Source organism: uncultured Porticoccus sp., from assembly GCF_913061305.1.
In the GTDB taxonomy this organism is placed as follows: domain Bacteria; phylum Pseudomonadota; class Gammaproteobacteria; order Pseudomonadales; family Porticoccaceae; genus Porticoccus.
Genome location: NZ_CAJXST010000010.1, coordinates 21,898 through 47,922 on the forward strand (window position 1 = coordinate 21,898; position 26,025 = coordinate 47,922).

Sequence of the window (26,025 nt, forward strand, 5' to 3'; positions counted from 1 at the left end):
ATCCCCGGCCCCTCCTTAACACTTGCCATCAAGGCTGAAGGACAGGCGCTGTCCCGGTTGGCCGCCCGGTTGATAATTTTGTTCCATCATTTGCATAACCCCTGCGCGATTCATCAGGAGTACGCTGGTGCAGCGTGTGCCGTAATCCTGACCACAGATAAACGGTGGGGATAGCATTCTTTCCAGTGCGATACCCACCCCCGTATCCGGCAGGGCTTCATCGGCAAAAGGTGCCTGCCGTTGCAGGCAGGCCGCCAGGGATGAAAAATCGGGCGTCTGCTGCCTTTGCAGCACGGCTGTCAACGCAGCTTTGGCATGTTGCGCTTTGGGCCAGGGACTATCCAGCAGATGATTGGACAGTGAGTAGATGCCCGGCGGCAAAATCTGTACGGTGCTGTGGCGGTTTGAGCAATACGCCAGCGTTTCGCGATCCCCGACCAGCAGGTTGAAGCCATTGAAGTCCGCCCCCTTGCGGATAACCTGCCCGGTGTAGTCGACAGCCGACGCATTGCCCTGTAAAAATTCCCGGGTGAGGTCGCCGCGGGACCGCGGGGCCGGGTTTTCCCTACCCTCCCGGTAATTGGTGACCCCGGCCCAGCGACCGTTGCGGTTGACCCCCAGCCATGTGCCACCGCCCTGCAGGTCGCGACCCGCCAGAATATCCGGCGCTTCTGCCCAGAAATGCAGCGGCGTCGAGGGCCGCCGGTAGTATTCATCGCGGTTGGCGACAACGATCAGCGGGAACTCGGGGTGGGTTTGCCAAGCCAGTACCATCAAACACATACCGTCATTGTACCCCACCCGGTGACAAGCTATGATCGCCGCAGACTCCCCCGCTGTAGATGAACTGATTGCATGCTGAGCTATCCCCAGATTGATCCTGTCGCCTTTGCCCTTGGCCCACTGACGGTCCACTGGTACGGCCTGATGTACCTGGTAGGGTTTATCGCAGCCTGGTTGCTGGCGCTGCGTCGCAGCGAGCGACCCTGGTCTCCGGTGCGCCGCAATCAAGTGGAAGATCTGGTGGTGTATGGCGCCTTTGGCGTGATCCTCGGCGGCCGCTTCGGCTATGTCATGTTTTACAATCTTGATAAATGGTTGTCGGATCCTCTTTGGTTGTTCCGGGTCTGGGAGGGCGGCATGTCTTTCCATGGCGGTCTGTTGGGGGTGCTGATTGCCCTCTGGTTGTTCAGTCGCCGCACCAATCAATCCTTTCTGGCGCTTGGGGATTTTGTCACCATCATGGTGCCGATTGGTCTGGGGCTGGGCCGGATAGGTAATTTTATTGGTCAGGAGCTGTGGGGTCGGTATACCAGTTCGTGGGTTGGCATGGTATTTCCCAGTGACCCACAGCAGTTGCCAAGGCACCCATCGCAGCTCTATCAGGCATTTCTGGAGGGGCTGGTACTGTTTCTGGTACTGCTGATTTTTACCCGGAAACCCCGCCCCGCCGGTATGGTAAGTGGACTGTTTCTGGCGCTCTATGGCAGCTTTCGCTTTGCTGTTGAGTTTTTTCGGGAGCCCGATAGCCATATCGGTTTTGATCTTTTTGACTGGATGACCCGCGGCCAGTTGCTGTCTCTGCCGATGATTGCCGTGGGGGTTGGCCTGATACTCTGGAGTTGGCTGCGGTCAGGTAATATCAATACTGTCCGTTAGTGGCGGAAGAGGGTCAAACATGAAGCAATATCTCGATCTGATGCGCCACATTCGGGATAGTGGTGTCCGCAAGGAAGATCGCACCGGTACGGGTACGCTCAGTGTGTTTGGTTACCAGATGCGCTTCGATCTGGCCGAGGGTTTTCCGCTGGTCACGACCAAGAAAGTCCACCTGAAATCGATCATCCACGAGCTGCTGTGGTTTATCCGCGGCGATACCAATATCCGCTACCTGGTGCAAAACGGCGTCAATATCTGGAACCACTGGCCGTTCCAGAGCTGGCTCAACCAGACCGGGCGGGCCGACGACTATCCCATGTACAGCCCCGAGTGGCGCGAGCAGATGAAGGTGTTCGTGGCGAAGGTCCGCGAAGATGAGGCCTTTGCCGCTCAATACGGCGATCTGGGGCCGGTGTACGGTCACCAGTGGCGCAATTTCGAGGGTGTGGATCAACTGGCCCAGGTGGTTGGGGAGATTCGCAGCAATCCGGACTCCCGCCGTCTGATCGTCTCCGCCTGGAATCCCAAGGACATTCCGGTGATGGTCAAGTCCGGCCTGCCGCCCTGCCACAGTCTGTTTCAGTTTTACGTCACTGACGGGCGGCTGTCCTGTCAGTTGTACCAGCGCAGCGCCGACGTGTTCCTCGGTGTGCCGTTCAATATCGCCTCCTATGCGCTGCTGACCCTGATGGTGGCCCAGGTCACCGGTCTGCAACCGGGGGATTTCGTGCATACCTTTGGCGATGCACACCTCTACGCCAATCACGGCCAGCAGGTGGAAGAGCAGTTGGGGCGGTCACCTTTCCCGCTGCCGCGCATGGCCATCAACCCTGCCGTGACCGACCTGTTCGATTTCCGCTTCGAGGATTTCGAGCTGCTTAACTATCAGTCCCACGCCCCGATTTCGGCGCCGGTAGCGGTGTAACCCGATGGTTTGTCTGACCCTTTCCCTGATTGTTGCAATGGATCGAAATCGTGTCATTGGCAGCAATAATACGCTGCCCTGGCGATTGCCGGACGATTTAAGGTATTTCAAGTCGGTCACCATGGGCAAACCGATTCTGATGGGCCGCAAAACGTTCGAGTCCATTGGTCGGCCCTTGCCGGGCAGATTGAATATCGTGATCAGTCGGGACCCGTGCTGGCAACACAGCGGGGTTGCCACGGCCTCTTCCCTGGCCGATGCGATGGCACTGGCTGCTGCCGACCCCGGTGCTGTGGCCGCCGGAGAAGTGATGGTGATCGGTGGGGAACAGATCTATCGCAGCGCCATTGAGCTGGCAGACCGGCTCTATATTACCCGGGTCGACACAGCGGTAGAGGGCGATGCCTTCTTTCCTGATTTCGATGAGACCTGTTGGCTGGAGGTGGCGCGAAAACAGCCGGACAATCAGGCTGACATCCCCTACTACTTTCAGGTGCTCGAGCGCCGCAGACGCTGAAACTGGTTACAGTCGGACTATTTGCTTGTTCGGTAAATCGTAATGATAATGGTTAGCTTGTTTTGTTTTATTTGTGTTGGAGTTTCTGTGATTTTCAATCGATTGCTTTCCCGTTTCATGCCTGTTGGTGGCGTCATTGGCCGGGTTGCGGAAAACCGGATTTGTGGCCCGTTCAGGGGCGTGTTACTGCTGGTTAGTGCTTCTCTGATGATGGTATCCGCCACTCAGGCGGCAGATGTCGATGATGTTGTGGCAGCGGAAAAAGCCAAAATCGGCGCCGCGAAATCGTCCCAGCAACGGGTGGACGCCATCGCCGATGAAGCGGATGAATTATTTCAGAGCTTCAAGCAGGTCAACAAACAGATTGAGGGGCTGAAGGTCTATAACGCACAGCTAGAGGCGCAGTTGGCGGATCAGCACCAGACCATCACTGATCTGGAGTCCTCTATCGAAAATGCCACGCTGATGGAGCGGCAGATCACCCCGCTCACCCTCAAAATGATCAATGCCCTGGAGCAGTTTGTCACGCTGGATATGCCGTTTCTGCTGGATGAGCGGCGCGACCGGATTGCCCGTTTGCATGCCAACCAGTCGCGCTCCGATCTGAGTAGTGCAGAAAAGTTTCGTCAGGTGCTGGAAGCCTACAAAATCGAGAGTGAATACGGTGCTCGCATCGACAGCCATACAGACACCGTCATGGTGGATGGCAAACCCCGCGAGGTGATCCTGTTGCGCGTGGGTCGCATTGCGCTGATTTACCAAACGCCCGATCAGCAGGTCACTGCGGCCTGGGATCAGCGGAGCCGCAGCTGGCAGGTTCTCGATGGCGGTGATTATCGCAGTGCGGTGGCAGAGGGTATTCGCATTGCCCGGAAACGGGCAGCTGTGGATATGCTTCAGTTGCCGATTCCGGCACCGGAGGTGGTGCAATGAACCGCTCTATACTGCAGTCGATGTTACTGGGGCTGGCCCTGCTATTGCCGATATCCGGTGCCGTCCAGGCAGAGGATGCCGCTTCCCTGGATGAGCTGCTGACGCTGATCAAAAATGCCCGGCTGAGTGAGTCCAGCGAACAATCGGAGCGGGAGGCGGCCTTCCGGCGAGCCAGGACCGAGCGGGCCGAATTGTTAAAGCAGGCAAGGGCTGAGCTCGCTGCCGAGGAGCGCCGCTCCGAGACACTGGAAAAGACCTTCGCTGAAAATGAAATCAAAGTGGCTGCCCTGCGCGAGCAGTTGCAGACCCGACTCGGCTCCCTCAGGGAAATGTTTGGTCATCTGACGGCGGCTGCCGGGGATACCCGAGCAAATCTGAACAACTCCCTGGTGAGTGCCCAGTATCCGGACCGTACGGATTTTCTTGATGAGATGATCGAACGGATGAGCGGTAACACCCGTTTGCCTTCTCTGGACGATATTCAGCGGCTCTGGTACGAAATCAATCGCGAGATGATCGAGGGTGGACGCGTGGTGAGCTTCCCGGCCACTGTGGTCACTGCGGAGGGTGAGCGGGTTCAGCAGCAGGTCGTGAGAGTCGGTCTGTTCAATTTGCTCTCGGATGGCGCCTACCTGCACTATCCGCCAGGAACCGAGATGATCACAGAGCTGCCGCGACAGCCGGGGCGTGATTACAGAAAAGCCGCGCAGACGTTGCAGGCGGCCAAAGAAGGTTTTACGCGCACCGGCATTGATCCCACCGGACCGAGTGGCGGCACCCTGCTGTCTGCCCTGATGGATAGTCCGGGTTGGCTGGAGCGCTGGCATCAGGGTGGCTGGATCGGTTATCTGATTACAGCGCTCGGTGTGATTGCGCTGTTGCTGGCAGGCTGGCGTTTTGCCGTACTCTCCACCATCTCCCGTCGGGTCACAACGCAGCTGAACAATCCCAGCGCCGATCTCAACAATCCACTGGGTCGGGTGCTCAGGGTGGGCGAGGATCATCGTGGCGCTGATGCAGAATCGCTGGAGCTAAAACTGCACGAGCAGGTGCTCAAGGAGCGGCCCGCTATTGAGTCAGGTCTGGGGCTGTTAAAAATCATTGCCATGGTGGCCCCGTTGATGGGGTTACTGGGTACCGTCACCGGCATGATTGTCACGTTCCAGGCGATTACCCTGTTTGGCACGGGCGACCCAAAAACCATGGCTGGCGGTATCTCGGCGGCACTGGTGACGACGGTGCTCGGCCTGTGTGTGGCGATTCCCACGGTGCTGCTGCATGCCCTGATTAACAGTCCGGCCCAGCGAGTACTGCATATTCTGGAAGAGCAGAGCGCCGGTATTGTGGCAGAGCAAACCGAGGCCTGAACCGTGTTGCTGTTGGAAGATATTGGCAAGTTTCTCGATGCCGGTGGACCTGTCCTGCTGGTCATAGCGCTGTTGCTGCTGGTGATGTGGACCCTGATTTTCGAGCGGGTCTGGTATTTTCGCACGGTGCTCAGGAATGACATCCGCGCGGTGCTTGATTATTGGGAGGCCCGCGCAGAGCGACATTCGGTGAGGGCACACCAGATCCGGGAGGCATTGATCTCCCGGGTGGCGCTGAAGCTCAATCGTAACCTGTCACTGATTCGGGCACTGATGACCGTCGCTCCTCTGCTGGGGCTGCTGGGGACGGTGACCGGTATGATCGGTGTGTTCCAGGTGTTATCCCTCAGTGGCGGTGGTGATGCCCGCGCCATGGCCGCAGGTGTCTCCCAGGCCACTATTCCCACCATGGCCGGTATGGTGGCAGCGCTGTCCGGGGTTTTTGCCAATACCTATTTGCGTCGCGTGGCCGAGCGGGAGCGATTGCTGCTGGCCGACCATCTGACCATGGACCACTGAGGCGGTGAGTGACGACGATGCGTGACAGAATTTACCGCCAGCCGGATCCCCCCCAGTCGATTGATCTGACCCCCATGCTTGACGTGGTTTTTATCATGCTGATTTTTTTTATTGTCACAGCCACGTTTATTCGCGAACCCGGTATTGATGTGGACCGTGCGGTCGCGGTCACCGGTGCCGGGCAAACACCCGCCATTCTGGTAGCAGTTGGTCAGGATGACAGTATCTGGATCGACCAGCAAAAGGTGGATCCAGGCAACTTGCGTCTGCATATTCTGCGTCTGCGCACTGAAAACCCCCACGGAGGCCTGGTGATCCAGGCAGATGGCCGGGCGGCCATGGCAACCCTGTCCCAGGTGGCTGATGCAGCGCGCTCGGCCGGGATAGATAACGTCTCCGTTTCCACCCGGAGTCCCTGAAACCCATGGTGTTGATGCGGTATGCACTGGCGGCAGTTCTCGGGTTGATCATGACGTTGGCACTGTTGCTGGGCATGCATGGGCTCATCACATCCTCGGGTGGGGCTGAGCCGGACAGGTCATTGCGCAAAATAGCGGATATCTGGCAACCGCAACGAACCATTGAGGAGCAGCGCAAGGTAGTCCGACCGGAAAAACCCCGGGAAGCCGAGCGTCCGCCACCCCCGATGCCCGACCTCCAGGTCAATGTTGAGACGCCAAAGGGCACCGTCGATATGATGACGCCTTCAATGGAGGGGCTGCAGGTGGGGCTCGGTGGCTCATTTACCCGCGATTCGGATTACATTCCCGTCTATGTGCCCCAGCCCGATTATCCACCCATGGCCCTGCGGCAGGGTGTGGAGGGTTATGCAGTGGTGGAAGTGGTTATCACGGTTACCGGCAGTGTGCGGGATGTCAGACTGCTCGAAGAATCGCCGGCCAATAAAGGTTTTGGGAAATATGCCCTGAGAGCGGCAGAAAAACTTAAATACAAGCCCCGGGTTATCGATGGCAAGGCAGAAGAGGTGCCGGGTGTGTTGTATAAATTTTCTTTCCAGATTGCCAGGTAGGTGATGAAGCTATTATTGCAACAGCGGATGGGGTTGAGTCGTTGGTGGCTGCTGGTGGTGCTGGTGTTGGGGCCCTTGCAGCCCTGGGCAGTCTCCGAGGAGGCCGCCGAACAGAGACAGTATCAGGACACCAAGACCCGCCAGAGACAGGCGGTTGGGCAGGCCTGCGCTAATCAACTGGAGCCCCTTCAGGCGGTGTTGCAAGGCGACAGTGCCCCGTCCCTGGCCCAACTCAGTGAATTGATTGAACAGCTGGGCGGTCTGCTGGACCGGCCCTGCAGTTCCAGTTATGAAAAATCACAAATCTACAATTTGCTGGGCTATAGCCACTATTCTCTGGAGCAGTATCCCCGCGCTATCGATAACTACCTGAAAATGCTCGCCGAGCCAGAGGTGGACGATCGGCAGAAAGTGGCTACCCGCTATACCGTGGCCCAGCTGTATTTCATGCAGGAGGATTATGGCCGGGCTGCCCGGCAGCTGGAAACCTGGCTGGCGGAAGCCCCGGAGCCGGGCAGTGATGGACGTATGTTGCTGGCTCAAGCGTATTACTACCTCAAGCGTCAGGACGAATCCCTGCGTCTGGTTAACCAGATCGTGGCGGAGGCCCTGTCCGGTGGAAAAATACCGAAAGAGAGCTGGTGGTCCCTGCAGCGTGTACTTTTCTACGAGCGGGGCGAGTATCAGAAAGTGATAGCGGTGCTCAAGCAGCTGGTGACGCACTATCCCAGCACCCGCTACTGGCAGCAGCTGGGCGGGATTTTTGGTCAGCTTGAGCGGAGTGGCGATCAGCTTGCCGTGATGGACCTGCTGCATTTGCAGCGACAATTAAACGATCAGCGGCAGTTGCTGTCCCTGGCGTATCTCTATCTGGGTGCCGAGGTACCTTTTCGGGCCGCCAGGATTCTCGATGAAGGCATGAACAGTGGTGTCATTGAACCGACGGCAAAGAACCTGGAGACCTTGGGTGGCGCCTGGCAGCTGGCACGCGAGACTGACAAGGCGTTGCCGGTGTTGCAGCGGGCGGCGAATCTGTCGGATAGCGGGGCAATTGCTTCCCGGTTGGCGTCTGCCTATCTGGATGCCAACGATAATTCGGCCGCCGTTCGGGAGGCGCGCAATGCCCTGCGCAAAGGCGACCTGTCCCGTCCGGCCCTGACGCGTCTCACCCTCGGCGCGGCACTGGTCAACCTGAACTGTTATCGGGAGGCAGAGCCAGTATTTGAGGCGGCGACAGCGGATCAAAATGTCCGTAAAACTGCCCGGCAGTGGTTGCAATATGTTCGCAGCGAGGCGGCCCGCAGAGAAAAACTCATGGAGATGGATGCGGATATCGCGGGTTGCCAAGCGACTTAGGGCTTGTACACATCACTAATCTATCAGATTAAAAAAACCGGCCATGTTGGCCGGTTTTTTTATAGCGGTCGCCCGTGGCTATTTGATGGTGATCAGATTCAGATCACGCACGGCGCCGCGGTCGGCGCTGGTCGCCAGTGCGGCATAAGCCTGCAGTGCAGCAGATACCCGGCGAGGCCGTTTTTCCACTGGATGCCAGCCCAGGTCATCCTGTTCGACACGGCGCTCCGCCAGTTGCTGATCGCTGAGCGCTACGTTGATGGTGCGCCCGGGGATATCAATTTCAATGATATCGCCATTCCTGACCAGGCCGATGGCGCCGCCGGCGGCGGCTTCAGGTGAGACGTGGCCGATGGACAGGCCGGAGGTCCCTCCCGAAAAACGCCCGTCGGTGATCAGTGCGCAGTCCTTGCCCAGCCCTTTCGACTTGAGATAGCTGGTGGGGTAGAGCATCTCCTGCATACCCGGGCCGCCGCGGGGTCCCTCATAGCGAATAATGACCACATCGCCAGCTTTGACCCGGTCGTTGAGAATATCCTCGACCGCCTGGTCCTGGCTTTCGCAAATATGGGCCGGGCCGGAGAAAACCAGAATTGAGTCATCCACGCCGGAGGTTTTCACCACACAGCCGTTCAGGGCGATATTGCCGTACAGTACGGCCAGCCCCCCCTCCAGACTGAAGGCGTGCTCAAGGCTGCGGATACAGCCGTTTTGGCGGTCGGCATCCAGGGAGCCCCAGCGGGTATCCTGGCTGAAGGCCTGTTGGGTGGGGATGCCGGCGGGGCCGGCCTTGAAGAATTTTGTCAGCGCCTCGTCATTGTTGCGCATGATATCCCAGCTGGCTAAGGCCGCCGCCATGGTCGGTGTGTGAACCGTAGAGACATCCGTGTGCAGCAGTCCCGCGCGATCCAGTTCGCCGAGAATGCCGAACACGCCACCGGCGCGATGTACGTCCTCGACGTGATATTGCGGGGTACTGGGCGCCACCTTGCAGAGTTGTGGCACTTTCCGCGACAGTCGGTCGATGTCGGCCATGGTGAAGTCCACGTTGGCTTCCTGGGCGGCGGCCAGGAGATGGAGAATGGTATTGGTGGAACCACCCATGGCGATGTCCATGGTCATGGCATTTTCAAACGCCTCGAAGCTGGCAATGGAGCGGGGCAGCACGGCCAGGTGGTCCTCTTCGTAGTACTCCCGGGCCATTGAGACGATGCGGCGACCCGCTTCTTCAAAGAGTCTGCGGCGGTCTGCATGGGTCGCCAGCGTGGTGCCATTGCCCGGCAGGGACAAGCCCAGTGCTTCGGTGAGACAGTTCATCGAATTCGCCGTAAACATCCCCGAACAGGAACCGCAGGTAGGGCAGGCGGAGCGTTCATATTCATTGGCTTTTTCGTCGGAGGCATCGGGATCAGCGGCAATCACCATGGCATCCACCAGGTCCAGCTTATGCTCGGAAAGCTTGGTTTTACCGGCTTCCATGGGCCCGCCGGAGACAAAAATGGTCGGTATATTGAGCCGCATCGCCGCCATCAGCATGCCGGGGGTGATCTTGTCACAGTTGGAAATACACACCAGTGCATCGGCACAGTGGGCATTCACCATGTATTCCACCGAGTCGGCGATAATATCCCGCGAAGGCAGTGAGTAGAGCATGCCGTCGTGGCCCATGGCGATGCCGTCATCCACGGCAATCGTATTGAATTCCTTGCCCACCCCGCCGGCTTTTTCGATCTCGCCGATGACCAGTTGGCCCATGTCTTTCAGGTGGACATGCCCCGGCACAAACTGGGTAAAGGAGTTGGCAACGGCGATGATCGGCTTGTCAAAGTCGCCATCTTTCATGCCGGTGGCCCGCCACAGGGCGCGGGCACCAGACATGTTGCGGCCTTGGGTGGTGGTGTGTGAGCGATATACCGGCATGATTGGCCTCTTCTCTTCCTCAACAAAACAGGGCGCCAAGGATAGCAGAGACCGGCCCGGGTAATCAGCAGTTATACGAGATTCTTGCAGAATATCCGGGAGTTGCGCTGGAAGTTGTACAGGGACTTGCGCTCGGCCGGCAATTCATCCAGCGAGCTGTCTACAAAGCCCTTTTCCTTGAACCAGTCGCTGGCCCGGGTGGTCAGTACGAATAACTGCCTGATGCCCTGCAGGGCCGCCTGGGTTTCCAGTTGGGCGAGCAGGCGACTGGCAAACCCGCGATTGAGAAAATCGGGATGGGTTACCACACAGGCCAGTTCCGCCGACACCCCGTCCCTGAACGGGTAGAGTGCAGCACAACCCACCAGCATCCCCTCGGCATGGAGCATGACAGTAAAACGGGAGATCTCTGTTTCGAGCAATTCCCTGGAGCGCTTGACCAGAATGCCTTTTTGCTCCAGTGGTTCGATGAGTTCCAGCAGTCCGCGCACGTCATCAATGGTGGCCTGGCGAATCACCTCCCGACCGTTTTTCAGCACCAGCGTACCGCTACCTTCGAGGGTAAACAGTTCGGTGAGCAGGGCGCCGTTGTCCTCATAGCTGATGATGTGTCCTCTTAGCACCCCGTTCTCGCAGGCCTGGTAGCAGGCCATCAAGGCATGCTGCAGTGGCACATTGTCCTTCAGCACGTTGAGGCATTGGGGTACCTCGTTCAGCGACAGCATCTTCAACAGATCGCCCTGTTGGGTTTTTACGCCGCCGCCCGTGCTGAAAATGATCAGCTTTTCCGCCCCCATACTGACGGCGGCCTGGGTGGCGATATCCTCATAATTGAGATTGTAGGCTTCACCGGTAGGTGAGTAACCAATCGGCGACAGCAGTACGATGGCCTCGTCTTCCAGTTGTCTCTGAATGGCCTTGTGGTCGATTCGCCTCACTTCACCGGTGTGATGGAAATCGATGCCCTCGCGAACCCCCAGTGGTTTGGCGGTGATCAGGTTGCCACCCAGTACCCGAATCCGTGCGCCGTGCATGGGCGAGTTGGTGGCACCGGTAGAGAGCTTGGCTTCGATGGAAATGCGCGCGCTGCCCACGGCATCCTTGACGCAGACCATAGTGGCCGAATCGGTAATCCGTGTGTACTGGTCAAACTGTGGGCTGATAGCATTGCCCTTCAGCCGTTCCTCAATCTGCGGCCTGGCGCCGTGCACCAGCACCAGCTTTATGCCGAGGCTGTGCAGCAGTGCGATGTCATGGACGATATTGATGAAATTGGCATGGGCAATGGCCTCGCCGCTCAGGGCAAGAACAAAGGTTTTCCCCCGGTGTGTGTTGATGTACGGGGAGGTATCGCGTAGAAATTTTACGTAGTCGGACACAGCGTTGGCCTGAAGATTATCCTGTCATCATTATAAGCAGCAGCGACCGATCAGTTGTACCAGAAAATCAACTGTGGGCTGTATTCGGTCAATGGCCAGGTATTCATCGGGTTGATGTGCCTGCTCGACGCTGCCGGGTCCAAGTACCACCACATCCATCCCCAGCTCTTTCAGGTAGGGCGCTTCGGTAGCAAACGACACCGACCCGCTGGTGTAATTGGTCAGGGATTCACAAATTTTCACCAGAGTGGAATCCGCGCCTGAGTCAAAAGCGGGGACACTGTAATGCTCCAGTGAAATAGCGACCCCGTCACGCTGCCGAAAGGGCAGGATGCGGTCGTTTATCTGTTGCTGCAATGCCACCGTATCCATGCCCGGCAATAGTCGGATTTCAAAGCCCAGTTCGCAGTGGCCACAGATACGATTGGGGTTGTTACCGCCGTGAATACAGCCCAGATTCATGGTTGGATAGCCGACACTGAACATCGGGTTATGATATTTTTCGCGCAGCTCATTCCGCAGTGACAGCAGCTCGCCCATCGCGCTGTGCATGGTTTCCATGGCATTGCGTCCCAGGGTGGGATCGCTGGAGTGGCCGGAGCGGCCCTCTATGATCAGCTTTTCCACCATGATGCCTTTGTGCATATTGATGGGTTTCATTCCAGTGGGCTCGCCAATCAGGGCATAGCGGGCGCTGGGTTTGCCCGCCGCGGTCAGAGCCAATGCGCCGGACATGGAGGACTCTTCATCTGCAGTTGCCAGCACAATCAGTGGCTGCTGAAGTGTTTGACGGGAAAACTGTCTGGCGGCTTCAATGACCAGTGGAAAAAACCCCTTCATGTCACAGGTGCCGAGACCGTAGAGGCGCCGGTCTTTCTCCAGCAATTTTAAGGGGTTGTGTGTCCAGCGGGCTTCATCGCAGGGCACCGTGTCGGTGTGACCCGCCAACACTAATCCGCCGGGACCACTGCCCAGCGTGGCGATCAAATTGGCTTTGCGGGGATCCTGCAGGGGCATGATCTCCACGGTAAAACCGAGATCTTCCAGCCAGCCTGCCAACAACTCAATCACCGCCCGGTTTCCCTGGTCGAGGGCGGGGTTGACGCTGCTGATCGAAGGGGTGGCAATCAGCTGTTGCAGCATGGGCATAATTTGCATGGCCTGCAGTGTACGGGCGGCGGGTAAAAAAGCAATTGCCACCATCAGGCGACCAGCTAAAGGCTCGTGGCGCATGACAGGTGGAACGAGTGGTTTATTTGCTGGATAGGGTTTTCATCAGTACACGGAGATTGGATAGGGCCTCAACGTCGGAATGCCCGCTCTCTATATCCTTGATGTAGGCACAGGCCGCCTTTTGCGCGGCCTCCCTGCTGGGAAAAGGACCGAGCATGCCATGGGTCTCACGGACGGCAAAATACCAGGAACCGTTCATACACTCGATGCGTTCCGAGCGGAAGTGGGTGGCGTTTTCCTCGCCGTGCCTGATGGTCATGACAGACTCCTTCACCTAGCGAAAACAGGGGCAATGCCCTATTGAAAGTATGAGTCAATTATCCCCGGAAAGCCCGGGTTGGGTAACAAATATGTTTTGTGTGACCTGATTCGGCGGTGCGTACTTGTACTATGCATGCGGTGATCATTGTCGCTACAACCCTCAGCCGTCATACTCTGATCTGTGAATCGGATAAATCGGGTAAATGTTATGGTATCAGCCGCTGAGATGCCGGAGCGTCTACTGGACCTGGGCAATGTGCTCAACGATCTGGTGGCCGATGGCCTGTTGTCGCGCAGCGATGCCAATATGCTCGCCGGGGCGCAGCGCAGCCGCGAGCAGGCACTGCTGCATCCGCTGGCCTATATCGCAGGACAGCGTCCAGACAACCCCTCGAAACCCGGCAAGCAGCTCAATATCGATACTCTGACCCGCTGGCTGGCAGAGAAGGCCGACCTGGAAGTGGCACATATCGACCCGTTGCAGATTGATGTTGCCAGGGTCACCGAGGTCATGTCTTTTCAGTTTGCCCGCCGCCACAGTATTCTGTGTATTGGCGTCAACGATACGGAATTGCTGATCGCGACGATGCAACCCTTCATCACGGAGTGGATGGCAAACCTTGAACAGACCAGCCGCAAAACCATCAGGCGGGTGGTGGTCAATCCGGTCGATCTGGCCAAGTACACCGTGGAATTCTACTCGCTGGCCAAATCGGTGTTTGGTGCGAAGGGCATTGCTGGCTCTAAACGGTCGGGTGTCACGAATTTTGAGCAGTTGTTACAGATCGGCTCCCTCAAGGATCCCGATGCCCAGGATCAGCACATTATCAATATTGTGGACTGGTTGCTGCAGTATGCTTTCGACCAGCGGGCCAGTGATATTCATCTGGAGCCGCGGCGGGACAAGGGCCGGATTCGCTTTCGCATCGATGGCGTGTTGCATCAGGTCTATGATCTGCCCGATCAGGTGATGACCGCCGTCACCAGTCGTCTGAAAATTCTCGGCCGCATGAACGTAGCGGAAAAACGCCGCCCCCAGGACGGTCGGGTCAAGACCGTCACGCCAGCGGGTGGCGAAGTAGAGCTGCGTCTGTCCACCCTGCCCACCGCTTTTGGCGAAAAGCTGGTGATGCGGATTTTTGATCCCGATGTGCTGCTGCGCAGCTTTACCGATTTGGGGCTCAGTGGCGATGACCTGAAACGCTGGGAGATCATGACCGGTCGGCCCCATGGCATCGTGCTGGTCACCGGCCCCACTGGCTCGGGTAAAACCACCACCCTTTACTCCACCCTCAAGCGACTTGCCACCGAGGATGTGAACGTCAGTACCATCGAGGACCCCATCGAGATGGTCGAGGACAGCTTCAACCAGAGTCAGGTACAGCATAAAATCGACTTCGATTTCGCCGCGGGCATTCGAACCCTGATGCGGCAGGACCCGGATATCATCATGGTGGGCGAAATCCGGGACCTGGAGACAGCGCAGATGGCGATCCAGGCCGCCCTCACCGGACACCTTGTGTTGTCAACGCTGCACACCAATGATGCGCCCTCAGCGATCACCCGACTGCTGGACCTGGGCATTCCCGCCCACCTGATCAAGGTGACGGTCAACGGTATTATGGCCCAGCGCCTGGTGCGGACACTCTGTCCGCACTGCAAGGAGGCGGTAACCGTTGATCCGGCAGACTGGGAGTCGCTGGTGCGCCCCTGGAAAGTCAAATCACCGGCGACCATCTACCGCCCGGCAGGTTGTCTGGAGTGCCGCAATACCGGTTATCTCGGGCGGCAGGGTCTCTACGAGATTCTGCCGTTGACGGAAACCATCAAACCACTGATCACCTCGGATACCAATATTTCCGCACTGCGTCTGCAGGCCATGAAAGAGGGGATGAGAACGTTGCGTCTCAGTGGTGCGCAGAAAGTGGGTGCGGGGTCTACCTCGGTGGAAGAGGTGATGCGCGTGGCCCCTGAATCGGGTGGATAGACCATCCCCGATGGCTGCCATGTCTGTGTCAATGCCAACCCTATTATCCTGTCGAATCGAGAAAGTCGCGTTATGTTGAAAAGCCCCGAAGAACTACCGTCAGTCCTGCAGGAGCAATGGGTGCTGCGCAGGAATTACTTTACGGGACGGGCCACCGCTGGGCAGCAAGAATGGCTGGCCTCGTTACTCGAGGGCGGGACAATGGTACGACAGCTGCCACTGGTCTGGGCCTGCAGTGAATACGTTGCCGCCACCTGTGCCGGCCAGCCGACCCTGTTCCAGCAGTTGGTGGAATCCGGCGATCTCGAGGCCAGCTATTCCGATACCGCGCTAAAAGAGCACCTCGCCCTGTGGCTCGGGGATGTCGCCGGTGAAGCTGAGCTTCTCAAGGTGTTGCGCCAGTTCCGAACGCGGGAAATGGTGCGCATTATCTGGCGGGATCTCTCCCGATCAGCTGAGCTGGAGGAGACCACCGCGGATATGTCCCGGCTGGCCGAAGCCTGCCTGCAGGGTGCGCTGGATTTTCTGTATCCCCTGGCGTGCGCCGAATGGGGCACTCCGGTTGATGCAGGCGGTGAGCCCCAGCAGCTGGTGATTCTGGGTATGGGCAAGCTGGGGGCCTGCGAGCTGAACGTGTCTTCCGACATCGATCTGATTTTTGCTTACCCCGAAGCCGGCGAGACCCGCGGTGGCCGCCGCAGTCTGAGCAATCAGGAGTTTTTTATTCGTCTCGGCCAGTGGCTGGTCAAGGCGCTCGATACCCCCACCGCCGACGGCTTTGTTTTCCGTGTGGATATGCGTTTACGGCCCTACGGCCAGAGTGGCGCGCTGGTGCTCAATTTCGATGCCATGGAAGAGTACTACCAGACCCAGGGGCGGGACTGGGAGCGCTACGCCATGATCAAGGCGCGGGTGGTGGCCGGTGATCGGGCGGCGGGCAGTCGGCTGATGGCGATGTTGCGACCCTTTACTTACCGCAAGTACCTCGATTTCAGTGCCTTTGAATCCCTGCGGGGGATGAAGGCGATGATCAACAGGGAGGTGCAGCGAAAGGGCTTGGTGAGTGATGTCAAGCGCGGTGCGGGTGGTATACGCGAGGTTGAATTTGTCGCCCAGGCCTTCCAGATTATTCGCGGGGGCCGCGACCGGCGGTTCCAGACGCCACCGCTGAAAGAGGTGCTGGAGCTGTTGGGGCAGGAGGGATTGCTGCCGCTCGAAGATACCGAAAGACTCTACCGGGGTTACCGGTTTCTGCGCAATGTGGAGCATGTGCTGCAGGGGTGGCAGGACAAGCAGACCCAGTCATTACCGGCTGATGAGCTCGGCCAATGCCGGGTCGCTTATCTGATGGGCTGCGCAGGCTGGGATCAGTTTCTGGAACAGCTGGACCAATACCGCCAGTTTATTCACCAGCTGTTTGAAGACGTGGTTGCCGAACAGCATCAGGGTGATGGGGGTGAGAATGTGCCTGAGGAACACCCGTTGGCGGAGCAGGTTTGGCAGGCTGTCGATGGCGATGAGTTAATGCCCGAAGAGCTCGGGACCATGGGTTACGATCTGCCGGAAAAGGCGGCGGAGATGATCAACACGGTGCGCGGCAGTCGGTCGGTGCAATCCATGGCCAATGACACCCGCAGTCGGCTGGACAGGTTGATGCCCCAACTGATCAGCATTTGCGGACAATGGGATAATGCCACCGAAACCCTTGGGCGGGTGCTCAAACTGGTAGAAGCCGTTGCTCGCCGCAGCGCCTATCTGTTGCTGTTGAAGGAAAACCCGGCGGCGTTGCAAAGCACCGTCAAGCTCTTTTCCGGCAGTTCGTGGGTGGCAGACCAGCTGGTCCGCTATCCGGCACTTCTCGATGAGTTGCTGGACAGCCGAACACTTTTTTCGCTGCCGGAAAAATCAACCCTTGAGGACGAGTTGCACCAGCAATTGCTCCGGGTGCCCACCGATGACCTGGAATCCCAGATGGAAGTGCTGCGCTATTTTCAGCAGTCACACAGCCTGCGGGTGGCCGCCTGTGAGCTGGAAGAAATATTGCCCTTGATGAAAGTGAGCGATTATCTGACCTGGCTGGCGGAGGCGATCCTGAGCCATGTGCTGCAATTGGCCTGGAGCCAGCTGGTGGAGCGGCATGGTTACCCGAAAACGGCAGAGGGGGAAACAGCGGGATTTTTGATTGTCGGTTACGGCAAGCTCGGCGGCATTGAGCTGGGGCACGGCTCCGATCTCGATCTGGTATTCCTCCACGACGCCGATGCGGCCGCTGCCACGGATGGCGTACACCCGCTGGACAGCGCGACTTTTTTTGCCCGGTTGGGGCAGCGTATTGTGCATATTCTCACCGCCAAAACGTCCTCCGGTGACCTCTATGAAGTGGATATGCGGCTGAGGCCGTCCGGTAGCTCCGGCATGCTGGTCTCTTCCCTGGCAGCATTTGAAAAGTACCAGTTGGGCGAAGCCTGGACCTGGGAGCACCAGGCGCTGGTGCGCGCCAGGCCGGTAGCCGGGTCCGAAAAGCTGGTCCGGGCTTTTGCCGAGATTCGTCACCGAGTGCTGGTGCTGCCGCGGCAAAGAGACAAGCTGATAGCCGATGTGCTCGAGATGCGCGGCAGAATGAAGAAACACCTCGCCAGTGGTAAAGCGGATCAGGACCGGGTATTCCACCTGAAGCAGGACCCGGGAGGTATCGTCGACATCGAATTTATGGTTCAATTTGCGGTCTTGGCCTGGTCCCATGAAATTCCCGATTTGACTCGCTGGAGCGATAACATCCGTATCCTTGAATGCCTTGAGGAAAGTGATGTCCTGTCAGTTGAGGAGGTGGACATTTTGACCAGCGCCTACAAAAATTACCGATCTGCCGGCCATCGACTTCAGCTGCAACAGGCGGAGCTTGTCGTCAGTGCGACAGAGTTTGCGGCGCAACGGCAACAGGTGGTGGCACTCTGGCATCGGTTGCTCGGAGAATAATAAACCTCTGACCGGCGGTTCTTTCGGTCAGTCTAAATTTTTAGGAGACACCCATGTCATTTGCTGATCGCGATGGCTATATCTGGTTTGATGGTGAGATGGTGCCCTGGCGTGAAGCCAAGGTTCACGTACTGACCCACACGTTACATTATGGCATGGGCGTCTTCGAGGGGGTGCGCGCCTACCAGACGCCGGATCGCGGCGCGGCTATTTTCAGGCTCAAGGATCACACGGACCGACTGTTCAATTCCGCCAAGATCATGGGCATGAAGATGCCCTTCAACAGGGATCAACTGAATGCAGCGCAGAAACAGGTGGTGCTGGAGAACGATCTGCACGAAGCCTACCTGAGGCCGATGGCCTTTCTCGGCTCCGAAGGCATGGGGTTGCGGGCTGATTCCCTGCAGACCCACGTGATTGTCGCTGCCTGGACCTGGCCTTCCTACATGAGTCCGGAATCCCTGGAAAAGGGTATCCGCATTCGCACGTCGTCCTTCACCCGCCACCATGTCAACATTGCCATGACCAAGGCCAAGGCCAACGGCAACTACATCAATTCCATGCTGGCCCTGCGGGAAGCGCTGGATTGTGGTTGTGAAGAGGCTTTGTTGCTGGACCCGGAAGGGTATGTCGCCGAGGGCAGTGGTGAGAACGTCTTCATTGTTCGCGACAATGTGCTCTATACACCGGAACTGACCTCCTGCCTCGACGGTATTACCCGAAAAACAGTCATGCAGCTGGCCGGGGAAGCCGGCTACCGGGTAGTGGAAAAGCGGATCACTCGCGACGAGGTTTATATTGCCGATGAAGCATTTTTCACAGGCACTGCGGCCGAGGTGCTGCCCATCCGCGAGCTGGATGGCCGCACCATTGGTGAAGGCGCACGGGGTCCCATCACCGGGCAGCTGCAGTCACAGTACTTTGATCTGGTGCGCGGCCTTCGCGGCGAGCATCAGGAGTGGCTTGCGCCGGTGGGGCAGTAAGCCCGGATCCGCCGGGACATTGCATGGCATCGGGTAAAAAAATTCTCATCATCGGTCCCTCGTGGATAGGGGACATGGTGATGGCGCAGTCTCTGTTTATTCTTCTCAAACAGCAGTTTCCGGACGCTCGGATTCATGTGTTGGCTCCGGCCTGGAGTCGGCCATTGCTGGCGCGTATGCCCGAGGTCGAACGGGCGATTGATATGCCCGTTGGGCACGGCAGCCTGATGTGGTCGGTGCGCCGCCAGATTGCCCGGGAGTTGCGCGCCGAAGGTTACAGTCAGGCCATTGTGTTGCCGAATTCTCTCAAGTCTGCGCTGATTCCCTGGCTAGCCCGGATCCCTCTCCGGACTGGCTGGAAAGGGGAAATGCGCTATCTGCTGTTGAACGATCTCCGCCATCTGGACAAGCAGCAGTACCCCCTGATGGTGCAGCGTTTTGATGCCCTGGCGTTGCCGGAGGCCGCCGCGCTGCCAACCTCGTTGCCGGCTCCCGACCTGCATGCGAAAACAGACCGGGTTCCGGCACTGCGCCAGCAGTTTGACCTTCAGGCCAATCAAAACATTCTGGCACTCTGTCCCGGAGCCGAGTTCGGCCCGGCCAAGCGCTGGCCGGAGCAGCATTACACGACCGTGGCTGGCCACCAGATTGCCAGGGGCTGGCAGGTCTGGTTGCTGGGCTCGGAAAAAGACCGCCCGGTGGCGCAGGCCATTATCGACGGTTTGCCTGAGCAGCAGCGAAGCCAATGCCATAACCTGGCGGGCAAAACCAGCCTGGATGAGGCGATCGACCTGATGTCGGTCGTCGATGCCGTGGTGAGCAATGATTCCGGGTTGATGCATATAGCCGCTGCCCTGAACCGTCCGCTGGTGGTGGTTTATGGTTCCACCTCGCCCGCCTTTACGCCGCCGCTCAATGATGAGGTGGCGATTTTGTCAATTCCCGTGGATTGTGGGCCGTGCTTCAAGCGCGAATGCCCGCTGGGACACCTCAAGTGTCTCAGGGAGTTATACCCGGAACGGGTGACGGCGGCTCTCGATCGACTGGTGTCTGCACCATGACGTCGATACTGCTGATTAAAACCTCGTCCCTGGGTGATGTGATCCACAGTTTGCCGGCGCTCACCGATGCAGCCGCCGCCATCCCCGGCATCCGTTTTGACTGGGTGGTGGAGGAGTCCTTTGTGGAGGTTCCGGCCTGGCATCCGGCGGTTGATCGGGTGATTCCGGTTGCCCTGCGGCGCTGGCGAAAACACCCGTTGCAGGCCCGGCGTAGTGGTGAGTGGGCCGAGTTCAAAAGCCGTATTGCCGAGCGCCCCTACGACGCGGTGATCGACGCCCAGGGGCTGTTGAAGAGCGCGTGGCTGACCCGTTATGCAAAAGGCCGAAGATTTGGTCTGGACCGGCAGTCGGCGAGGGAATCGCTGGCGGCACTGTTTTACCACCAGCCCATTGCCGTACCGAGAGGCCAGCACGCGGTCGAGCGGGTGCGGCAGTTATTTTCGGCGGCGCTGGGTTATGCTTTGCCGACGGGCCTCGGTGACTACGGTCTGAATCGTCAGGCCCTGGCCGGGCTCTCCTCGGATCGGCCCCAGGTGCTGTTTTTTCATGGCACCACCTGGTCGAGTAAGCACTGGCCCGAGTTGTATTGGCGTGAGCTGGCTGAAAAGCTGGTCGAGCGTGAAATCGGGGTTCAGCTGCCCTGGGGCAACGCCGAGGAAAAGGCTCGGGCAGAACGGATTGCCGAGGGCCTCCAGCGAGTGCAGGTGCTGCCCTCATTATCCCTGGCCGACATGGCCGGCGTAGTGGCGGGAGCGCAGGCCTGCGTCGCCGTTGATACAGGTTTGGGGCACCTCGCCGCAGCGCTTGATGTGCCCTGTCTGTCGCTGTTTGGCCCCACCGATGCGGGGCTTACCGGCGCTTATGGTCCCTCGCAAGTCCATCTTGCCAGCGACTTTCCCTGCGCGCCCTGTTTGCAGAAAACCTGCCAATACCGTCCCACCGCCGAGGAGGCTCGACAATTCGACCTGCAGCGCGAACAACCGCTATGCTTTACCCGTGTTGCCCCCGACAATGTATTTGAGCGCCTGCAGAAGCTGCTGGCGGACCATGGAGCGATTTGATGCAACTGGCGTTTTTACTCTACAAGTATTTTCCGTTTGGCGGTTTGCAGCGGGACCTGGTCAGGATTGCACAAACCTGTCAGCAGCGCGGACACCGCATCAGGGTTTATACGCTGAGTTGGCAGGGGGATATGCCGGAGGGGTTTGAAGTGGTAACAGTGCCGGTGCGGGCCTGGCTCAATCATCGCCGCTATAAAAAGTTTACCCGCTGGGTTGAGGCCGACATGCGCAGGCGACCGGTCGATCGGGTGGTCGGCTTCAACAAGATGCCCGGCCTCGATGTCTATTACGCAGCGGACCCCTGTTTCGAGGACAAATCCCGCCGACTGCGAAAGCCGTGGTATCGCTACAGCCCGCGCTACCGGCATTTTTCTGCCTATGAAAGAGCGGTTTTCTCCCCCGCGGCAAAAACCGAATTGTTGATGATCTCTGCCACCCAGCAGGCCCTGTTCAAACAGTATTACGCCACGCCCGAGCACCGTTTCCATCTGTTGCCGCCGGGTATTTCTCCCGACCGCCGCGCCCCGGCCAATGCTGCCGAGTTGCGGGTTGCCGCCCGCCAGAAGCTGGGTGCAGAATTCGCCCTGCCAGCCGATGGCCTGTTGCTGGTTCAGATAGGGTCAGACTTTGAGCGCAAAGGACTCGATCGCAGTATTCAGGCCCTGGCGGCGCTGCCCGAAGCGCTGCGCGCCCGAACCCGGTTGGTGGCGCTGGGTTCTGACGATCCTGCGAAAATGCAGGGTCTGGCGGATCAGTTGGGCGTCGGGACGCAGGTCTTTATGCCCGGCGGCCGGTCCGATGTCCCGGATTTTCTATTGGCGGCAGACCTGCTGCTGCATCCGGCCCGCCACGAAAACACCGGTACCGTACTGCTGGAAGCTTTAGTGGCCGGCCTGCCTCTGCTGGTGACCGAAGCTTGTGGTTATGCCCATTATGTACTCGATGCGGACTGTGGTCGTGTGGCTACTCAGCCGTTCGACCAGTCGACCTTCAACCGTCTGCTTGCGGAGATGCTGGCCAGTGACCGGGATCGCGCACGCTGGCACGACAATGCCCTGCGGTTTGCCGACGAGACCGATTTATACAGCATGCCCGAGCGCGCGGCTGACATTATTCTGGGGAGCACAGCTTGAAGTTGTTTCTGGCCGAGCCCTTCGCGTCGCGATGGCGGGACAGCGATCCGTTTGAGGCGGCGTTTTCCCTGACTGGTGAACTGTTCCGGGATATGGGTGACCGCCGCACAACCCGTTTTGAATGTGAAGGTGGCGCGTACTTCGTGAAAACCCATGCCGGTATCGGTATCGGGGAGTTGCTCAAAAACCTGCTCTATCTGCGCGCCCCGGTGTTGGGCGCCGAAAATGAATACCGGGCCATCTCCCGTCTGGCAGAGTTGGGGGTGGAGACCATGACGGCAGTGGCGTTCGGTCGACGCGGCTGGAATCCGGCCAACGAGAAATCCTTCCTGATAACCCGTGCGCTGGAGCCCACATTGCCCCTGGACGAATACTGTAATCCCCAGGTGCTGGCCTCAATGGGCGTGAGTGAACGCCGCGCCTTGGTGCGACGGCTGGCGCGCATTTCCAGAACCCTGCATGACAACGGCATCAATCACCGGGATTACTATCTGTGTCACTTTCTGCTCGATACCTCCTCTGCAATGGAGGCGGTTGCGGTGTCGAAGCGGCCGCTTTATCTGATTGATCTGCACCGGGTGCAGATCCGCCACCGTACCCCCCGCCGCTGGCGACACAAGGATCTGGCGGCACTCTTTTATTCGGCGCGCCGGGTGGGTTTCGACGAACGGGATGTGGCGTGTTTTCTGGTGGAGTACAAACAGCAGCCCCTGCGAAGGGCCCGCGACGAAAACCGTCGACTTTGGCATGCTGTGCGCGAGGACGCGGATAAGTTGCACCGTAAGGGCATCAGAAAGGGGTATCACACCTGATGTCATGCTGGTTTGTCGACAGGGCGATCCTCAGTGAGACCGCTGCCGAGCGATTCTCCTCTCTGGACAGTGTCTTCGCCGTTACCGGCCGGCGGGTTACCCGTTGCCCCATCAGTGAGTTGATCCTGACGGAAATCGACGGAAAATCCTATTATGTGAAACGCTATTCGCGGCGGGGCAAAGCCGTCAGGCGCTGGCTGGGGCGAAGCCGCGTCAGGGCCGAATGGGAAAACCTGCTGTTGTTTCACGAGCTGGGCCTCAGGGTGCCGCCCATCGCGGCCTATGGTGAATCCGGCGCCAGGGGCGTATTGATAACCGAGGAAGTGCCCGGTGCCATCGACCTGCATTCTCTGGTCAGGCAGCGGCCCGAGTTGTTGCGAGATCGCACCTGGCTGGATCAGGTTGTGGTTCAGGTGGCTGAGGTGGCCAAACGGCTCCATGCCAACAGCTTTGCCCACAACGATTTGAAGTGGCGCAATATTCTGGTGGCCGGGGAGGTGACGCCAGAAGTGTATCTGATCGATTGTCCGATGGGGCAGACGTGGAGGGGCCCGCTTTTGGCCTACAAGAAGATTAAGGATATCGCCTGTCTCGATAAAGTGGCCAAATACTGTCTCAGCCGAACTGTGCGATTGCGCTTTTACCTTCACTATGTCGGCAGGGATCGACTCACTGCGGCTGACAAGACATTTATCCGCAAGGTGCTGGCGTTTTTTGCGGGGCGGGAATAGATGAAAGCGCAGTTTTTTCAGCTTGAACCAACGTTTGTCGCGCTTTTTGAATCGCTGAATCTGGACCATTTTTCCGCCTGGTGGAATGTCGCCATTGAGCGGGTGGACGAACCTAACCTGACCCGCGGTGGTCGAAGCGAAGTGGGTCAGTTGTCGGTTCCCGTGAACGGTCAACGGCAAACTTTCTATCTCAAGCGTCAGGCCAACTATAACTGCCGCACTCCCGGTAGCCCGATACGGGGCATTCCGGTTGCATTGCGGGAGTGGCAGAAAATAAGCTGGTTAAAAAAGCAGGGGGTCCAGACACTAGAGGTTGTCTGCGTCGGGCGGGAAAGTCTCAGAGAGGACCGGGCGATTCTGGCCACTGCCGCGCTAGAACAGTTCTCGCCTTTCGATGTATGGCTCGCCCGGCCAATGCCGGATCGTGATCGCGCCAACGGGCTTTGCGCATTGGGGCAGCTGATCGGCCGACTGCACTCCGCCGGGGTGAAACATGGCTGTCTTTACGCCAAGCATATTTATTTCTCGGATAATGATCCCACCGAATTGCGCCTGATTGATCTGGAAAAATGCAAGCGGATCTTCAGTCGCTGGGCCGGCCTGCGGGACCTGGACACGCTGCTGCGCCACAGCCCGTCTCTGACCCGGGATGAACGCCGATTGCTCTATACGGCGTACAACGAGGCGAGCCCTTATCCCTGGTCCCTGGCTTCGCTGGAGCAGGCCGTGATGCGAAGAATGTACGCTAAGGGGGCGGCTCGGGATGAATGACCCACTGACTCTGGATGCGCTGCAGCGGAGTGATCTTTCGTTGGCGGCACCGTTTTCCCTGCAGGCCACCGGGCTCGACAGCATGGTCTGTGAAGAGATTTATCGCCATCTCCCCGGCCGTCGACTGGTGTTCAGAACCCATTGGGGTGGTGCCCATGTGCTGGTGAAGCTTTTTTTTCGTCGCAAGGACTTTGCGCGCGAACGAAGTGGCCTGAAGGCCATGGAGGATGCCGGTGTTCCCTGCCCTGGAGAAGTCTGGTCCCTGAAGGACAGCACGGGCAAGCGTGGTGATTTCCTTGCCACCGCATTTCTTGAAAATGCCATCAGTCTACGTCAGGTGTATGCTTCACGGCCGCTGGAGGCGATGCTGACATTGCTGAGCGACGCCGTTGCCATGATCGGGCGTCTGCACCGTGCCGGTGTCATGCAGGCGGATATTCATCTCGATAATTTTCTTTGCAGAGATGGCGTGCTCTTTATGATCGACGGCGGTGGCATTCAGCCGCTAAAAAAACCGCTGCACAATCTCGCCATGTTCTTTGCGCAGATGGTGCCGGAATATGATCAGCTGATGCCGCAGGTGATTCAGGCCTACGGAGCCGGTGCACCGAAACCAGAACAACTGCAGCCGCTGATTGCCCGGATGCGGGAAAAACGGATTCGCCACTATTTGGCGAAGACGATCCGCGACTGTACCCAGTTTCAGCGGCTGAAGGTCAGGAGTGCTTTTGTCGTGATGGCCAGACAGCGGGTCACTGATAGACTGCTACAGGTCATCACCCAGCCGGAGGTGGCTGTGGGGCAGGCGACCTTTCTCAAGCGCGGCAATACCGCGACCGTGATGAAGCTGGCCGGTGATAGCGGTAGCTGGGTGCTCAAACGTTACAATATCAAAGACGTATGGCACGGGTTGGGGCGCGCTCTGCGGCGCAGTCGTGCCTGGATTTCCTGGCAAAATGCCCATCGGCTGGAACTGCTGGGTATTGCCACACCCAGGCCGCTGGCCATGCGGGAAAACAGGGCTGGCCTCTTTTGCCAGGGGGCGTACCTGGTTACCGAGTGGTCCAGTGGCGAAAGTCTGCAGGGCTGGCTGTTGAGGCATGGACCCGCCGGGATTCCGGATTGGCTGGACCGGGAGGTCAGTCGTCTGTTTGCTATCATGTGGCTGGGTCGAGTCAGCCACGGTGATATGAAGGCCACCAACCTGATTGTGTGCGGGGAGCAGCTCCAGTTGATCGATCTGGATGCGCTGCGCCGCCACCGCTGCAAATGGTTCTTCAAGGCTGCGTACGGTAAGGATTTACAGCGCTTTATGGATAACTGGCAAGGCAAAACCTGGCAGCATTTTGAACAGCTGTTGCGGCCCTATGCCGGTCAGTGCGGTATTAAACTCATCAATAAAAAGGTTTAA

24 protein-coding genes are annotated in these 26,025 nt (G+C 58.4%); 19 read left to right on the forward strand and 5 right to left on the reverse strand.

Annotation, left to right across the window (positions count from 1 at the left end):
• Nucleotides 1-15: 15 nt before the first annotated feature.
• On the reverse strand, nt 16-774 hold the full coding sequence (locus QZ516_RS11790; protein WP_297190049.1) for an NRDE family protein: 759 nt from the start codon (nt 772-774) through the stop codon (nt 16-18).
• 81 nt (nt 775-855) lie between these two features.
• Between QZ516_RS11790 and lgt the strand changes: the two genes are divergently transcribed.
• The 9 genes from lgt to QZ516_RS11835 all read left to right on the forward strand — a co-directional run bounded on the left by lgt (nt 856) and on the right by QZ516_RS11835 (nt 8,306).
• A complete protein-coding gene (gene lgt / locus QZ516_RS11795) occupies nt 856-1,659 on the forward strand; it encodes a prolipoprotein diacylglyceryl transferase (RefSeq protein ID WP_297190054.1) in 804 nt (267 codons plus the stop codon).
• A gap of 19 nt (nt 1,660-1,678) precedes the next feature.
• Nucleotides 1,679-2,584, forward strand: coding sequence for a thymidylate synthase (gene thyA / locus QZ516_RS11800; protein WP_297190057.1), 906 nt, complete (start codon nt 1,679-1,681; stop codon nt 2,582-2,584).
• A 4-nt stretch (nt 2,585-2,588) separates the two neighbouring features.
• Entirely contained in the window at nt 2,589-3,101 is a 513-nt protein-coding gene (locus QZ516_RS11805; RefSeq protein ID WP_297190059.1) for a dihydrofolate reductase, read from the forward strand.
• Nucleotides 3,102-3,188: 87 nt separating this feature from the next.
• Nucleotides 3,189-4,034 (forward strand): DUF3450 domain-containing protein, encoded by an 846-nt coding sequence (locus QZ516_RS11810; RefSeq protein ID WP_297190063.1) that lies wholly within the window; start codon nt 3,189-3,191, stop codon nt 4,032-4,034.
• The gene (locus tag QZ516_RS11815; RefSeq protein ID WP_297190066.1) at nt 4,031-5,401 is read left to right on the forward strand and encodes a MotA/TolQ/ExbB proton channel family protein; all 1,371 of its coding nucleotides are present in this window, start codon (nt 4,031-4,033) and stop codon (nt 5,399-5,401) included. Before QZ516_RS11810 ends, QZ516_RS11815 begins: the two co-directional genes overlap by 4 nt.
• Nucleotides 5,402-5,404: 3 nt before the next feature.
• Nucleotides 5,405-5,920, forward strand: coding sequence for a MotA/TolQ/ExbB proton channel family protein (locus tag QZ516_RS11820; protein ID WP_297190069.1), 516 nt, complete (start codon nt 5,405-5,407; stop codon nt 5,918-5,920).
• A gap of 17 nt (nt 5,921-5,937) precedes the next feature.
• Complete coding sequence (locus tag QZ516_RS11825; protein ID WP_272992678.1) at nt 5,938-6,339, forward strand: biopolymer transporter ExbD; 402 nt, start codon at nt 5,938-5,940, stop codon at nt 6,337-6,339.
• Between the two features lie 5 nt (nt 6,340-6,344).
• Nucleotides 6,345-6,950, forward strand: a complete 606-nt coding sequence (locus tag QZ516_RS11830) for an energy transducer TonB (RefSeq protein ID WP_297190072.1) — start codon at nt 6,345-6,347, stop codon at nt 6,948-6,950.
• Nucleotides 6,951-6,953: 3 nt separating this feature from the next.
• Nucleotides 6,954-8,306 carry a tetratricopeptide repeat protein gene (locus QZ516_RS11835; RefSeq protein ID WP_297190075.1) on the forward strand — a complete coding sequence of 451 codons (1,353 nt, stop codon included), beginning with the start codon at nt 6,954-6,956 and terminating at the stop codon, nt 8,304-8,306.
• Between the two features lie 78 nt (nt 8,307-8,384).
• On the opposite strand, the gene ilvD is transcribed toward QZ516_RS11835, so the two are convergent.
• The 4 genes from ilvD to QZ516_RS11855 all read right to left on the reverse strand — a co-directional run bounded on the left by ilvD (nt 8,385) and on the right by QZ516_RS11855 (nt 13,097).
• Complete coding sequence (gene ilvD / locus QZ516_RS11840) at nt 8,385-10,226, reverse strand: dihydroxy-acid dehydratase (RefSeq protein ID WP_297190079.1); 1,842 nt, start codon at nt 10,224-10,226, stop codon at nt 8,385-8,387.
• 71 nt (nt 10,227-10,297) lie between these two features.
• Nucleotides 10,298-11,605 carry an amino-acid N-acetyltransferase gene (gene argA, locus QZ516_RS11845; RefSeq protein ID WP_297190082.1) on the reverse strand — a complete coding sequence of 436 codons (1,308 nt, stop codon included), beginning with the start codon at nt 11,603-11,605 and terminating at the stop codon, nt 10,298-10,300.
• A gap of 30 nt (nt 11,606-11,635) precedes the next feature.
• Nucleotides 11,636-12,763: an acetylornithine deacetylase gene (argE, locus tag QZ516_RS11850; RefSeq protein WP_297190212.1), complete on the reverse strand. Its 1,128-nt coding sequence runs from the start codon at nt 12,761-12,763 to the stop codon at nt 11,636-11,638.
• A gap of 94 nt (nt 12,764-12,857) precedes the next feature.
• The gene (locus QZ516_RS11855) at nt 12,858-13,097 is read right to left on the reverse strand and encodes a DUF6316 family protein (protein ID WP_297190085.1); all 240 of its coding nucleotides are present in this window, start codon (nt 13,095-13,097) and stop codon (nt 12,858-12,860) included.
• 210 nt (nt 13,098-13,307) lie between these two features.
• On the opposite strand from QZ516_RS11855, the gene QZ516_RS11860 reads away from it, so the two are divergent.
• The 10 genes from QZ516_RS11860 to QZ516_RS11905 all read left to right on the forward strand — a co-directional run bounded on the left by QZ516_RS11860 (nt 13,308) and on the right by QZ516_RS11905 (nt 26,025).
• Complete coding sequence (locus tag QZ516_RS11860; protein WP_297190087.1) at nt 13,308-15,086, forward strand: GspE/PulE family protein; 1,779 nt, start codon at nt 13,308-13,310, stop codon at nt 15,084-15,086.
• A 72-nt stretch (nt 15,087-15,158) separates the two neighbouring features.
• Nucleotides 15,159-18,062, forward strand: a complete 2,904-nt coding sequence (glnE, locus tag QZ516_RS11865; protein ID WP_297190090.1) for a bifunctional [glutamate--ammonia ligase]-adenylyl-L-tyrosine phosphorylase/[glutamate--ammonia-ligase] adenylyltransferase — start codon at nt 15,159-15,161, stop codon at nt 18,060-18,062.
• Between the two features lie 53 nt (nt 18,063-18,115).
• On the forward strand, nt 18,116-19,045 hold the full coding sequence (locus QZ516_RS11870; protein ID WP_297190093.1) for a branched-chain amino acid transaminase: 930 nt from the start codon (nt 18,116-18,118) through the stop codon (nt 19,043-19,045).
• A gap of 23 nt (nt 19,046-19,068) precedes the next feature.
• Nucleotides 19,069-20,106, forward strand: coding sequence for a lipopolysaccharide heptosyltransferase II (gene waaF / locus QZ516_RS11875; protein ID WP_297190096.1), 1,038 nt, complete (start codon nt 19,069-19,071; stop codon nt 20,104-20,106).
• Nucleotides 20,103-21,167, forward strand: a complete 1,065-nt coding sequence (waaC, locus tag QZ516_RS11880; protein WP_297190099.1) for a lipopolysaccharide heptosyltransferase I — start codon at nt 20,103-20,105, stop codon at nt 21,165-21,167. Before waaF ends, waaC begins: the two co-directional genes overlap by 4 nt.
• Nucleotides 21,167-22,300: a glycosyltransferase family 4 protein gene (locus tag QZ516_RS11885; protein ID WP_297190102.1), complete on the forward strand. Its 1,134-nt coding sequence runs from the start codon at nt 21,167-21,169 to the stop codon at nt 22,298-22,300. The genes waaC and QZ516_RS11885 overlap by 1 nt, the downstream gene beginning before the upstream one ends.
• Nucleotides 22,297-23,112, forward strand: a complete 816-nt coding sequence (rfaP, locus tag QZ516_RS11890) for a lipopolysaccharide core heptose(I) kinase RfaP (protein WP_297190104.1) — start codon at nt 22,297-22,299, stop codon at nt 23,110-23,112. Before QZ516_RS11885 ends, rfaP begins: the two co-directional genes overlap by 4 nt.
• The gene (locus tag QZ516_RS11895) at nt 23,112-23,843 is read left to right on the forward strand and encodes a lipopolysaccharide kinase InaA family protein (protein WP_297190107.1); all 732 of its coding nucleotides are present in this window, start codon (nt 23,112-23,114) and stop codon (nt 23,841-23,843) included. The genes rfaP and QZ516_RS11895 overlap by 1 nt, the downstream gene beginning before the upstream one ends.
• Nucleotides 23,844-24,614 (forward strand): lipopolysaccharide kinase InaA family protein, encoded by a 771-nt coding sequence (locus tag QZ516_RS11900; RefSeq protein WP_297190110.1) that lies wholly within the window; start codon nt 23,844-23,846, stop codon nt 24,612-24,614.
• Nucleotides 24,607-26,025, forward strand: a complete 1,419-nt coding sequence (locus QZ516_RS11905; RefSeq protein ID WP_297190112.1) for a lipopolysaccharide kinase InaA family protein — start codon at nt 24,607-24,609, stop codon at nt 26,023-26,025. The genes QZ516_RS11900 and QZ516_RS11905 overlap by 8 nt, the downstream gene beginning before the upstream one ends.